The organism is Pseudomonas sp. 18058, assembly GCF_902706155.1.
Taxonomy (GTDB): domain Bacteria; phylum Pseudomonadota; class Gammaproteobacteria; order Pseudomonadales; family Pseudomonadaceae; genus Aquipseudomonas; species Aquipseudomonas rustica.
This window is the reverse complement of sequence record NZ_CACSJY010000002.1, coordinates 139597-152655: the sequence shown is the minus strand read 5'-3', so window position 1 is coordinate 152655 and position 13059 is coordinate 139597. Positions and strand designations below refer to the sequence as shown.

Here is a 13059-nt window from a genome sequence, read left to right as displayed (position 1 = left end):
AGTCCTTTTCTTTGACAAATAGACTCAGGAAATCATTTTCCGAATCGAGGCCACTCTTTCTGCATATCTAAGACCTGTCTGTCTGTAGCTGAAGCTTTTGCGCATATGGGCACTTGCTTTTTTTCCGACCTCACGACCAAGGCCAGGATCGTCGACAAGCTTTACCATGTAGCGCGCAGCCTGCTCAATATCCGGGTCAGCCCATACTTGATTCTCGTAAAATGGATACTCACCTTCGAGAACAGGAATCAATGAATACTGCACTGGCAGAGAAAACTCATCACTCATGAAATCGAGATTACCTGAGTAAGCAGTGGCAATAACCGGCTTGCCAAGCACCATAGCTTCCGCAATACCAAAGCCATAGCCCTCGGATCGGTGTAACGATACAAAACAGTCGCACGAGCGAGCGAGGTTCTTCACTTCGTTACTGCTCATACCACGATGAATGAGCGTTACTTGTTGGTGAAGATCCTGTACTTGCTCGGTCAAGGCCCGAAAAGCTTCCGGGTTGGTTTCCACCCCATTAACTTTTATCACCAGATGCGCCTTGGAATAAGGGCGCTGATCAAGTAATTTGCGGAAGGCTGCCACTACGCCCTCCGGGTTTTTTCTCGTCGAATAGGAGCGAAGATCGTAAAAAAAGAGAAAGGTGTAGTCAGACTCGGGAATACCGAAATACCGCCGACCTAGAAATGCATCAAGGCTGATCTCACACGACAAGGGCATGTGAAAGACATCCTTAGAACATGCCTCAGACAGTCCATCCAGAATGAATTTCGAGGGTGCCCAGATTTCATCGAACTTATCCAGATAGTCGGCCCAGACTTTCGGATAATTGGGCAACTCCCACAATGGATAAATAACGTTGTAGCCAGAAATATCATGAAGATTGGCAAGGTGTTTAAGGGCTTGCTCGACCTCATTGCCGTTGATATGGAAAATATTGATCGGCGCCAATCGTTTAACGATAGCACCCGAAAACTCCTCCAGTTCGATCTCAGAGGGTGCTTCAATTTGATAGATATCAATCAGATTTGGAGTTTGATGAACTCGTTTAAATGACCGGAAGGAAGCGCGAATATGCTCGCCCATACCAATAGGAGCATAGGGATGCCCCACCAGACATACATCATCTTTAACCACACTAATACGCGTCATAATATTAACCAGTCTATTATTTTTTCAACAAAAGCGATGCGTCGGTAGCATTCTTCACGGCTTCAAGATATGTGTGCCCGTAGCGACGATCAGGCTCTAGATAAGCACCTTCAGCCCATTCATTCCAGGCGTTTACAAAAACAATCTGCTCATCTCCAAAATTCTGATTCCTGGTTTCCTCAAGTGCGTCTTCGAGCCAGGCCTGAAACGCTCCCGGAGTGGCATTTTCAAAGCAGAAACTATTATCCTGACGACGTGCAGTATTATCCCAACCAGGCATGACCCCCTTGAATCGGGTATATCCAGGCGCTTGTCTGGAGGCGTACCTCACAGCCAAATCGCGATAGTCTGCAGTGCTGCCCTTGAAATCCGGGTTCAACATCTTCCCCGACGGTTTCTTTTGCTCGGCTAAACCCTGAGGCGGAAACTCCACGGCGGAGTCACAACCAAACTGTGCAGGCGGCGTCCCGGCACTGACCAACTCAAAAGACTCGACCATAGCAATATAGATTTCGCCGATACCCTGCTCTCGACATACCTCTCGCCATCTTGCTGCTGTTTCCGCGAAGTTAGGAAACAGAGTAACGCGGTACACCAATATCAGTGGACGACCGTCAATTTTTATATAGCGTTCGTCGCGGAAGAAACGGATCAAGTCATTGATAACGGCTTTGTCATCCGCTTCGGAATGTGCTTGCGCCATCAACACTTCATTTTCTTGACCATCCCATCGACGCGTCCAGTTCTCGTTTGCCCAGCACAGGCAAAATGGAACATCGGCGCTTTTGTTTTCAAGCAACTGCTCGACTGGGCGCTCAAGTAGGCGCTTCCCATCAAACCAGTAATAATAGAAGCAAAAACCATGTAGACCATATTCTCGGGCCAGTTCAGCCTGCTGCTCCATAACTTCCAGCAAGCGGAGGTCGTAATAACCGATGTCGGCAGGCAATCGAGGTTGGTAGTGACCCTCGAAGTTTGGGCGGGCCTTACTTACGTTAGTCCACTCTGTAAACCCTTTGCCCCACCACTGATCATTCTCTGCCATCGGATGAAATTGCGGCAAGTAGAAGCTGATGATTCTCGGAGTCGAATGCTGCTCGAGTGTTGGCCCCCATTTTTTTTGCAGTGTATTTACATTATTCGTAATGCAGGACAGCTTGAACTCTTCGCTTACACTGTCCGTCGTTTTGGACAAGTGATGAACTATAGTTGCCAAAGGATTGTAGTAAACATCATAGCCTTTAGCCCTGACACTTAGGCAAAGATCACTGTCTTCGCAATAGCAAGGCAGGAACTCTTCCGAAAATCCTCCTATCTCCTTCAACACTGACGTAGGCAACAGAAGACAAGCACCAGAAACATAATCAACACGACGAATATAATTATACTTTGGCAGACTGGCGTCCTGATTCAAGCCCACCATTACCGAACTTCCGTCAGACATCAGTGCCGCACCGGCTTCTTGCAAATGGCCTGATGGATATACAAATTTTGGCCCGACAGCGCCCACATTGGGATAGTCAGCGAAAGTAGAAAGCAGTGTTTCCAGCCAGTCCTTTGTCACTTGAACATCGTTATTAAGAAACAGCGTGAATTCACCCTTAACCAACTCAAGAGCATTATTGCAATTTCTTAAAAAACCAAGATTAATATCGTTTCTTACATAACGAATGTTTTTTATCAGTTCAAGTACCTGTGGCGTATCGTCTACTGAAGCGTCATCAGCGACGATAATTTCGTAAGAAACCTTAGACCCACTGTACTTGGCAATGGAACTCAAGCACTCCAAAGTAAACGCCAAGTTATTAAAGACCGGAATAATGATTGAGATCTTTGGATTTTCGACCAACTCCGGGAATTCAAGTCTCGTCGCGGTGCTGGCCAATGTAGAGGAGCCAAGCGTTATTAACTCGACCGGTTCAATCCGTCGTTCCTCCATAAACTTGCGCTTCTCACCCGCAATGCGCTGCTTAACGGAATGATAGTCACTCCATTCCCAAATACCATCCGCACGTGGTAACTCAGCACTCACGATCACGTTATCGTTATCGTTCAGCGATTCGGAACTAACCGGGGCCGGATTGAGCCAATGCGTGTCAACTTTCCGAAACTCTTTCCAGGTTTTATATGCACCAAAACGCTGAAAAAGAAAACCAAAATATTTGAATGCAAAATTCTTCAGTTTTTGTTTACGATACTGGCTAACTGGCAAGGCACGGTAGCACCTCAAGATCAGTGTCCCTAACACCACAATGAACTTCCTTTTGAAAGTGACTATCGCTCTAAGTGGAGAAGTTAGACGCCAACTTGTGGACGCCCTAATCTCATCAACCATGCCTTGATATAAATCGCGGCTACTGGTTAACTCTAGAATTTGATTATTCAGTTTTGCGTTCGCGGATAGAAGTTTTTCAACTTCTACGCGGGATTGTTGATGAGCGGATAGGAGTTGTGCATGATCAACACGGGTTTGTTGATAAGCGGAAAAGAGTTGTGCACGCTCAACTCGAAAATATTCCTGCATTGAAAGAATCACCTCCATTTGAAAATTGATATAACGATCATTTTTCTCTTTGAAACCCAATAAAGCTTCATAGGCTGAGGCCTTCGCTTCTAGTTTCTTTTCTGCCAAGTTTGCCAAGTTTGCCAAAAACTTAGTCGATTGACTGAACAGACTAACCAGCGTCGACGACAGTCGGGCTCCCGCCTCGACGGTAACAATTGAGTAGATCTCGTTAGCAGGAATGATGATACGGCCAAGCTCTTCCCAACTGTCAATATCCAACGCCAATACGACAGCAGTATCCAGGGACAGCGCATCAATATTCCTCGATCGACTCAACCCGACGTAGATCACATCCTGCTTGATACATATGCCCCTCGTGTAGCCTTCGAGATTCTTCGATCGCAGCAGAACACCTTCAGGAGAAAACTCACACAATTCTTTCATCTCAGAGTTTGCAATCAGCAAGTTCTGACCATGTTGAAGCACACTGTGCGGTTGGGAAAGTCCTCGAATCAGCAGATCCCCGGTTTCAAGATCCTTTACAAACCCTTGTTCGTGGGTATTTCCCTTGTAGCCTCGGTGTTCGGAAAACTCTCCGAACGCGGAATAAACGATCTTGCCATTCCATACGGCCAAACAATTAAGGTGCTGAGAGTCGTCTTCACCCGGCATGCGCCACCGGCGCAATTCGCAGCCATTGGAATCGAATTTGACAACCTCATTTCGAGTTGTCCCGACAACGTAGAAGAAACCATTCAGCGCGATGACATCATGGACATCACCTATATCGGCGACACTGTCATCAATAACAAGAGTATTTTCACCGAAAGCCCATAACTGGTTAGGCTGTACTGCCCTGAACAAACGATCATCACTGAAGCCCAGACCGACGGTATTGATACCGTCCAACTTGGTAACTTTTCCTTCGCTAATAAAAAACAATCCACCGCCATTAGGCGAGGAAACAAATAAATCTGAAAATAATTCATTCATATTTTTGTTACACCTGAAACACAACCAAAATCGATAATTTCGGTAGCCAAGTTATCTTGAAGAGGGGAAACTCTGAACACAAACGCATCGACCAATCGGTGAAGTACTGTTTCTTCTCCACTTAAGCCGGCGCAACCGAAAACCCCCGCGTTCAGGAAGTATGTTCCAGGATTAAGGGAGCACGTAAAATCAAAGGTTACATTCAGGCTGGTGCCCTTCTCTACTTTTGCCATCGAGTTCTTCATGGAAGAACTATGAGCGCCACCTAATGAGAAGCCAGTCGTTGTTCTAACAACCATGCCGAATCGAACGCCTGTAGCGGGCACATCGAACTTCACATCAAAGGAATATCTGTAAACTCGACCTCGATGAAGGTTATTGACCATTTGAAAAGTAGCGTTCGTTATATGCGGGTTGGAAATATAGGCGCCGTGTGATTCAAACTCAATTGTCGAGATTGATTTCAAGTGCGGATCGAAAAACTCCAGTGGGTTCCCTTCATCCTGCGCAGCGACTTCATCTCTGCGTGTAACGGTAGCTTCGAGCTCCTTATCCAGCACCACTGATTGACGAATTTCATCGCAAATCTCATTCCGCTTTTCCGCCGGGGCATATAGCAGTTTCTGGTAGTTGGCGACGATCTCTTTGGGAGACCCCATGGCGAGCATCTCACCAGAGTCAAGGAGAATCGCACTGTCACAGAGCTCTACAATCGTCGTCCCGGAATGAGAAACAAAAAGAATAGTTGCCCCTTTATTCTTGATCTCCTCAATCCGTGCAAAACATTTTCTTTGAAAAAGCTCATCGCCGACCGACAGCGCCTCATCAACGATCAGTATTTCAGGATCGACATTGATAGCCACTGCGAATGCCAATCTAACCAGCATCCCGCTTGAATAGGTCTTAACAGGCTGATCGATAAACAAACCGATACCCGCAAAATCAACTATCTCCTGGAATCGGTTGTCGACCTCATCCTTGGTCAGGCCTAATACAGCCGAATTCATGTAGACATTTTCACGCCCGGTAAACTCGGGATTAAATCCAGAGCCCAGTTCCAGCAGGGCGGCTATCCTGCCAACCGTTTTAATGTCACCCTCACTTTGGCTCAACGTCCCGCAAATCAACTGCAAAATAGTTGACTTGCCCGAGCCATTTCTGCCGACAATGCCAACGGTTGTCCCCCGTTTTATATCGAAAGAAACAGATTTTAGCGCCCAAAATTCGCGATAATACTTCTTGGTATCAGGCGTAAGCATTTGCAGAAGGCGATCCCGCGGCTTGTCGTAAATATGAAAGCATTTACTGACTTCGCTAACTTTAATTGCGACATCAGAGCACATCGCCAAACCCCTTCCTTGTTTTTTGAAACCAGGCAAAGCCCAAGCATGCGACAACAATCGAGCCAAACAGATAGATCAACCAGTTAGTCACATTGGGAATTTGCCCCCAAAACATTATTGACCTTGCCATTTCGATAACAGGTGTCAATGGATTAAAATTCAACAAGTGACGATATTCTTCAGGCAAGGCCTCGACCGGATAGAATATCGGTGAAAGAAACATCAACACCGTGATAATCAAGCCGATAAACTGAGAAACATCACGCAAATACACACCCAGAGAGGCGAGCCACCATGTCAGACCAAGAATCAAGAATGCTAACGGCAATATAACCAACGGTAGGAGCAGGATCGTAACGTGGGGCATTCCGACCAAGAGGGTATAAGCAGACACCCATACGATGATGCTTACAGCTGCATGGAATAATGCAGATCCCAACGTAACCCAAGGAAGAATCTCCAGGGGGAACACTACCTTTTTAACGTAGTTTGCATTCGCCAGAATCAAACTTGGAGCTTTACTTATACATTCCGAAAAAAGGTTAAACATTATCAGACCCGCAAAAAGAACGAGTGCAAACTCGGTTTTGGAATCACTCCCTGAACTCCACCGGGCCTTGAAGACGAAACTGAATACAAAGGTGTAGACAGCAAGCATGAAGATCGGATTGAAAAATGACCAGAGGATCCCTAAGAACGAACCCCGATAACGTCCAACAACCTCGCGCTCGATCAGTGCTTTAATCAAACCGCGATTTAGATAAAGACTAAGGATCATCTGTTTAGGTGAGGATGAGAAAGCTCGCATCAATTACTGACCTCTATCATTTCTTACTCTCTAATAACTTCGACAACTCAAATTTGTTTGATGAGCGAGCGCCATAAATTTTGAACCAACCGAATCGACCTCTTAGGTTCGCATAATTACGCCAAACACGCCACTTGGCGCGCTATTCTAAAGCACACTCACAATTTGGCTAGCACCCAACAAGAAACGTGTCAACACCAACATCAGTCAATATCTGCACCCTGGAACCATACTGTCTGAAAACCGCCAAAACCATCACTCACTCTTTCCTGCACGAAATCGTATAGCGAGGCCGCAGAGCGGCACCCAAGCGAGAAGCACGCCCCAGAATCCATACAGGGCGCCCCTCATTACAAGAATGGAAACAGGTAGCAGCCACAGGACATTTATAAGCAACACGCCCATGGTGACCTTGAAGTGCGACCCAGCCGCTTTGGAGGCGTGTTGATACGCGTGGGAACAGTGCGCTTGATAGACTTTTTTGCCACTGATCAAACGCCTGAATAGCGTCCAGGTCGCATCAACAAAGAACACGCTCGTCAGGATGATCCAGCACCACAGCAGTTCAGGAGATGCCCAAGCGGCCTGAATCGCAAGAACCCCCAGCATCAGACCAAGAAATCCACTTCCGGCATCCCCCATGAATATTCTTGCCGGGGGGAAATTCCAATATAGAAATCCGGCCACTGCCGCAGATAAACTTAAAGGTAGAATCAGTAAATTCGAGTGTCCACTTGACCAGTAATTAACGCACATTCCCAGACACACAAAAATTGCCTGAACACTAGCGATACCGTCTATTCCATCCATGAAGTTATAGAGATTGAGAACCCACACCAAGTAGATAACGGCAAGGATATTACCCATCCATGCCAGATCAACGCTCGCACCCAGAATCGAGATAGATGGCAAGCCATTCATCCAGAAAAGCGCCCAGCCGGCTGCAACGAAATGTCCAAGCAATCGCCATCGAGCAGGAACGTGGCCGTGATCATCTACGAACCCGACCACTGCAACCAGCGCCCCCGCACCTAAAAGGCTGTACGCGATGTCATCTGCTATCAGACCCAAACCATTCAAAACCGGCAGGGCAAGGAGGAACGATATGATGGTGGCTACCCCCCCCCCCCGAGGGGTAGGGACTGTATGTGAGCTGCGCTCATTAGGCACATCTATCAAACTTTTCGATAAAGCGTAGCGGCGCAGGACGTACGTGCCGACCCAGGAGATTATAAATATAGCCAGCAACAACCATCCGACTATCATTGAATTTTACTTTCCTTGTAATGAATGATGGTTTCGCGAAAGGCTGTCGCTCTATCTATTGAAGGCGTCCAACCGAGCAGATCTCTATTTTTTTTAATATCGACTTGCAATGAGTCGCAAATGCGCTGAACGACATCTTCCTTCCTGAGTAAACGCCCAACCGCCTTCAATAGAAAAACGGGCACCGGCAGCAAGTTTGCCGGCTTGTTCATTGCGCTCGCTAATTCACATAACAGCTCAGTGGTTGAAAGATCCGCGCCATCACTTGCTAAAAATACCTGACTACGTGCGGCCGGATGAGACATACAAACAACAATAAGGTCGACCAAATTTCCGACTGAGACCAGGCTACGCTGATTATGCAAAGCGCCAAAAGGCAATGGCAAGCCTTTATCAAGCCACTTCAACATACTCAAGAAATTAGCTTTTACGCCCGGCCCATAGACCAATGGTGGCCGGATAATCACCAACTCCATTTCAGACCCATCACATAGCTCTCGAATCGCCAATTCGGCTTCGTACTTCGAAATGCTATAAGGATCAACAGGAGCGGGGATGTCGCTTGCGTTAAATGGGCTTTTAAACTGAGTCCTTTCACCGTTTACTTTGATCGTGCTTATGAAAACGAAGCGTTTGACGCCCTCCTCACGAGCGCGCCGAGCTAATCGAAGCGTCCCTTCTAGGTTAGCCTTTCGAAACTCATACAAGGCGTCTCTGGCGGTCTCGTTCATTACATGGACACGAGCAGCGGCATGAACGACCACATCGATGTCTCGCATCGAAGGTATTGAACTCGGAGCGCACAGGTCGAATTCGCGGACCTGGCACGCGCCATGAAGACTCTCTACGTTCCGCACTGCGGCGATTGGAGTGAACCCCTGGTCTACCCCAAGCCTGGACAGCAGTGCGCTCCCGACAAATCCACTTGCCCCTGTCACCATGACCTTGAGCGTCGTCATCTTTCTTTGTTTCCAACCACTGCTTTCATCCAGCAGATACAAAAGAAAAGCACCTTATCTCTGACGCGACGGCGACAATGCCAAGCATAAAAAGAAAGCTTTAAAAGCTGGATACGACGAAACTCCAGCCACGATCTCACAAACGGATCCTTGTCTAAGCCGAGCAAATACGTAATTAACTGCACTTGATTAAACCACCAGCCGTTATGGATGGTTTTGTAGCGAGAGATGAGAGAGGTTAATCCGGTATTCGCGCCGACTTGATTACTCTCATGCTGTCGATATCTCATCGAAGAAACAGGGTCGATGTACCAACGATAACCGTGGCTTCGAGCATAGGCATAGCAGAACCAGTCATGAAGGGCGACATCTTGCAAAAGGTGCCAATTGGCGAGGATCGAACGCTTGAGCGCTTCGGCCAACTGCTTCCCCATCACATAAGTACAGCCCGGGCCGGCCGCCTCGAAGAGAAAGTCCCAAGCGACCTGAGGCTGCGCTTTATCGAGCAGGCAGTTACTCCTGTCTGGCCAGAAGGCGATTACGTTACTCGAGTAAGCATCGACGCCGCGCGCTTGAATAACCAAGGATGCTCGCTGCAGCTTATCCGGATTCCAAATGTCATCCTGGTCAGCGAAAGCAATGGCATCGAAATCGTCAAACTCGACATCGCGCATCAATCTGAAGAAGTTTCGAGACGCTCCGCCAAATGCACCTGCGGGGGGAAGCACAACAACATTGGAGTGCCGCGCTGCATAAGCTTTACACCACGCCTCGGTGCCATCGGTCGATGGGTCGACGCTAATGTGTATGACGACATCGACCCCAACCTGAGCTTGGATCGATAGCAGCTGCTCTTCGATCCATTGCATACCATTATAGGCCGCGAGCAGGATCGCGACCTTTGGACGAAATACTGGCATGCTATTCCTGCTTGCACCGGTTAGACACTGCTGTCCGAAAGTGGCTTTCGGATCAGTGAGAAGGCGAACTCAGTAGTTTTTGCAAGTACTGACCGTAGCCAGTTTTCTTCAAAGCTTCAGCTTGTGCGGCCAACTGTTGCGCAGAGATCCATCCATTATGGTAAGCAATCTCTTCCAGGCAAGCCACTTTGAGCCCTTGGCGCTGCTCAATGGTGTGAACAAAGTGACTGGCTTCCAGCAGCGAATCATGGGTGCCGGTGTCCAACCAGGCGAACCCTCTGCCCAACATTTCAACATTAAGATTTTGCCTATCAAGGTAAGCCTGATTGACGTCGGTAATTTCTAGCTCGCCGCGCTCGGATGGCTTGATACTTTTCGCAATCTCAACAACCTGATTGTCGTAGAAGTACAAACCGGTAACAGCATAGTTAGACTTGGGCTTAACGGGTTTTTCCTGAATGCTCAGCGCCTTGCCCGCACTGTCAAACTCTACGACACCAAATCGTTCTGGGTCGGAGACGTGATAACCGAAGACCGTTGCACCCTGTGTTTGTAAACTTGCAGAACGCAAATTTTCCGAAAAGTGCTGACCGTAGAAAATGTTATCACCGAGGATAAGGCAGCACGGATCGTTGCCGATGAACTCTTCTCCGATAATAAAAGCCTGGGCCAACCCGTCTGGACTAGGTTGCTCGGCATAGGAAAGATTGATGCCGTAGAGACTGCCATCTCCCAAAAGCTTTTTAAAACAAGGCAGGTCTTCAGGAGTGGAAATGATGAGAATTTCACGCATCCCGGCGAGCATTAGCACCGACAGCGGATAAAAGATCATCGGCTTGTCGTAGATAGGCAACATTTGCTTGGAAACACCCAGCGTCAGTGGGTGCAAGCGTGTACCCGAGCCGCCAGCCAGGATTATGCCCTTACGATTTGTCGTGGTCATTTGTCTAAAACTTCCCTAAGCATTCGAGTTACACCACTTTGCCAATCCGGCAAGTGTAGAGAAAAATTGTTCCGCAGCTTGAAAGTATCCAACCGCGAGTTCAGCGGGCGAGCTGCTGGTGTCGGATAAGCGGTAGTCGGAATTGGCTGAAGTGCCTTGACCGCAAGAGACCCACCATTAGCCTTGGCGAAATCGATGACATGAACGGCATAGTCATACCAGGACACTGCACCGCCGGCTGCCAGATGATACAGACCAGCCAACTCCGGATTTGAACAGACCTGCCGGATTGTCAAGACTGTTACGTCAGCGATCAAATCTGCACCGGTTGGGGCACCAATCTGGTCGTCGATAACGTTGAGGGTTTCGCGCTCCCGCGCGAGACGCAACATTGTCTTGGCAAAATTGTTGCCGCGTGCGCCATAGACCCAACTGGTACGAAAAATCAGATGCTTGCAGCCAGAAGCGATAATGGCCTGTTCACCGGCTAGTTTACTGAACCCATAGTGATTGACCGGCGACACGGAATCCGTCTCTTGCCAAGGCTTGATGCCCGCGCCACTGAACACATAGTCAGTCGAGTAATGAATTAGCAAAGCATCGAGAGCGGCAGCTTCCAGCGCCATGACCTGAGTCGCCTGACCATTTATGCGATCAGCCAACTCTGCTTCGGATTCTGCTTTATCGACCGCTGTGTAGGCTGCAGCATTCACAATAACGTCAGGAGCGATCTGACGGATCGTCTTGCGCAGCTCATCTGGATTGGACAAATCGCCAGTCAACCCATCGACCGGGTTTCGATCCAGAGCGATCAACTCACCCAAAGGCGCCAGGGACCGTTGCAACTCCCAGCCCACCTGGCCATTTTTCCCCAAGAGAAGGATTTTCATGCTTTTTTCGAACGTTCTGCGTAATTCTGATCGATCCACTGTTGATAGCTGCCGCTTTTCACATGGGCAACCCATTCAGAATTGTTCAAATACCACTCGACTGTTTTACGGATGCCGGTTTCAAATGTTTCTTCCGGCGACCAGCCCAACTCGCGCTGGATTTTGCTCGCATCAATCGCATAACGCTGATCATGGCCAGGACGATCGGCGACATAAGTGATCAGGCTTGCATGTGAGCGATGGGCAGATTCAGGCCGCAACTCATCAAGCAATGCACACAATGCATTGACCACTTCGATATTCTGCTTTTCGTTGTGGCCACCGATGTTGTAAGTCTCACCGACAACGCCTTCGGTGACGACTTTGTACAACGCCCGGGCATGATCCTCGACGTAAAGCCAATCTCGAACCTGATTACCTTTTCCGTACACGGGCAGCGGTTTGCCTTCCAGCGCGTTGAGAATGATCAGCGGAATCAATTTTTCCGGAAAATGACATGGGCCGTAGTTATTGGAGCAGTTCGTCACCAATGTCGGAAGACCATAAGTGCGCGCCCATGCGCGAACTAGATGGTCGGAACTGGCCTTGCTCGCCGAATACGGTGAACTTGGCTGGTAAGGCGTGCTTTCAGTAAAGAGATCTTCCGGACCTTCGAGGTCACCGTACACTTCATCAGTTGAAATGTGATGAAAACGGAAGCTGGCTTTACGCACATCGTCTAGCGCCGACCAATAATGGCGTGCGGCTTCCAACAATGTGTAGGTGCCAATGATGTTGGTCTGGATGAATTCGGACGGGCCAGAGATAGAGCGATCGACATGAGATTCTGCGGCCAGATGCATGATGGCGTCCGGTTGGTGCTCGCGCAGAACACGATCAATCTGATCTCGATCGCAGATATCAACGCGCTCGAACACATACCGCTCGCTCTGGCTGACTTCAGCCAAAGACTCAAGGTTGCCGGCATAGGTCAGCTTATCGACGTTAACGACAAAGTCGGTGGTGCAGGAGATGATATGGCGAATGACTGCCGAGCCGATAAACCCGGCCCCACCGGTAACTAGAATTTTCACGCGAAACCATACCCTTGAGCTGCGGACAGCGCCTCAACGTGCGCCATCTGATCCATGAATGCAAAAGCCGTCAGATTTGGGGCTTGTGTAAAAAAGGCTGATGCGATTGAGGAATATACCACTATCGAACAGGGGCTGTATTTTACAGCTTAATATACATTTTACTAATGGATATAGACGAGTAGCGACGCGATTTC

The 13059-nt window shown here is 48.4% G+C and carries 10 protein-coding genes; all 10 read right to left on the bottom strand.

Annotation, left to right across the window (positions count from 1 at the left end; all coding sequences use genetic code 11):
* Positions 1-24: 24 nt before the first annotated feature.
* On the bottom strand, positions 25-1161 hold the full coding sequence (locus GVL50_RS01875; RefSeq protein ID WP_178124143.1) for a glycosyltransferase family 4 protein: 1137 nt from the start codon (positions 1159-1161) through the stop codon (positions 25-27).
* A 16-nt stretch (positions 1162-1177) separates the two neighbouring features.
* Positions 1178-4660, bottom strand: a complete 3483-nt coding sequence (locus tag GVL50_RS01870; protein WP_159811546.1) for a glycoside hydrolase family 99-like domain-containing protein — start codon at positions 4658-4660, stop codon at positions 1178-1180.
* Positions 4657-6003: an ABC transporter ATP-binding protein gene (locus GVL50_RS01865; protein ID WP_159811545.1), complete on the bottom strand. Its 1347-nt coding sequence runs from the start codon at positions 6001-6003 to the stop codon at positions 4657-4659. Before GVL50_RS01865 ends, GVL50_RS01870 begins: the two co-directional genes overlap by 4 nt.
* Positions 5993-6811, bottom strand: coding sequence for an ABC transporter permease (locus GVL50_RS01860; protein WP_159811544.1), 819 nt, complete (start codon positions 6809-6811; stop codon positions 5993-5995). Before GVL50_RS01860 ends, GVL50_RS01865 begins: the two co-directional genes overlap by 11 nt.
* Positions 6812-7066: 255 nt before the next feature.
* On the bottom strand, positions 7067-8077 hold the full coding sequence (locus GVL50_RS01855; RefSeq protein ID WP_159811543.1) for a glycosyltransferase family 4 protein: 1011 nt from the start codon (positions 8075-8077) through the stop codon (positions 7067-7069).
* Entirely contained in the window at positions 8074-9078 is a 1005-nt protein-coding gene (locus tag GVL50_RS01850) for an SDR family oxidoreductase (protein WP_306109854.1), read from the bottom strand. The genes GVL50_RS01855 and GVL50_RS01850 overlap by 4 nt, the downstream gene beginning before the upstream one ends.
* Positions 9033-9956, bottom strand: a complete 924-nt coding sequence (locus GVL50_RS01845) for a glycosyltransferase (protein ID WP_159811542.1) — start codon at positions 9954-9956, stop codon at positions 9033-9035. The genes GVL50_RS01850 and GVL50_RS01845 overlap by 46 nt, the downstream gene beginning before the upstream one ends.
* 52 nt (positions 9957-10008) lie before the next feature.
* A complete protein-coding gene (gene rfbA / locus GVL50_RS01840; protein ID WP_159811541.1) occupies positions 10009-10899 on the bottom strand; it encodes a glucose-1-phosphate thymidylyltransferase RfbA in 891 nt (296 codons plus the stop codon).
* The gene (gene rfbD / locus GVL50_RS01835) at positions 10896-11789 is read right to left on the bottom strand and encodes a dTDP-4-dehydrorhamnose reductase (RefSeq protein ID WP_159811540.1); all 894 of its coding nucleotides are present in this window, start codon (positions 11787-11789) and stop codon (positions 10896-10898) included. The genes rfbA and rfbD overlap by 4 nt, the downstream gene beginning before the upstream one ends.
* Positions 11786-12862 (bottom strand): dTDP-glucose 4,6-dehydratase, encoded by a 1077-nt coding sequence (gene rfbB, locus GVL50_RS01830; RefSeq protein ID WP_159811539.1) that lies wholly within the window; start codon positions 12860-12862, stop codon positions 11786-11788. Before rfbB ends, rfbD begins: the two co-directional genes overlap by 4 nt.
* Positions 12863-13059: the final 197 nt, after the last annotated feature.

Bases quoted from the DNA above. Each gene is read 5' to 3' on its own strand.
- GVL50_RS01875 (WP_178124143.1), bottom strand. From the start codon at position 1,161: ATGACGCGTATTAGTGTGGTTAAAGATGATGTATGTCTGGTGGGGCAT.
- GVL50_RS01870 (WP_159811546.1), bottom strand. From the start codon at position 4,660: ATGAATGAATTATTTTCAGATTTATTTGTTTCCTCGCCTAATGGCGGT.
- GVL50_RS01865 (WP_159811545.1), bottom strand. From the start codon at position 6,003: ATGTGCTCTGATGTCGCAATTAAAGTTAGCGAAGTCAGTAAATGCTTT.
- GVL50_RS01860 (WP_159811544.1), bottom strand. From the start codon at position 6,811: ATGCGAGCTTTCTCATCCTCACCTAAACAGATGATCCTTAGTCTTTAT.
- GVL50_RS01855 (WP_159811543.1), bottom strand. From the start codon at position 8,077: ATGATAGTCGGATGGTTGTTGCTGGCTATATTTATAATCTCCTGGGTC.
- GVL50_RS01845 (WP_159811542.1), bottom strand. From the start codon at position 9,956: ATGCCAGTATTTCGTCCAAAGGTCGCGATCCTGCTCGCGGCCTATAAT.
- rfbA (WP_159811541.1), bottom strand. From the start codon at position 10,899: ATGACCACGACAAATCGTAAGGGCATAATCCTGGCTGGCGGCTCGGGT.
- rfbD (WP_159811540.1), bottom strand. From the start codon at position 11,789: ATGAAAATCCTTCTCTTGGGGAAAAATGGCCAGGTGGGCTGGGAGTTG.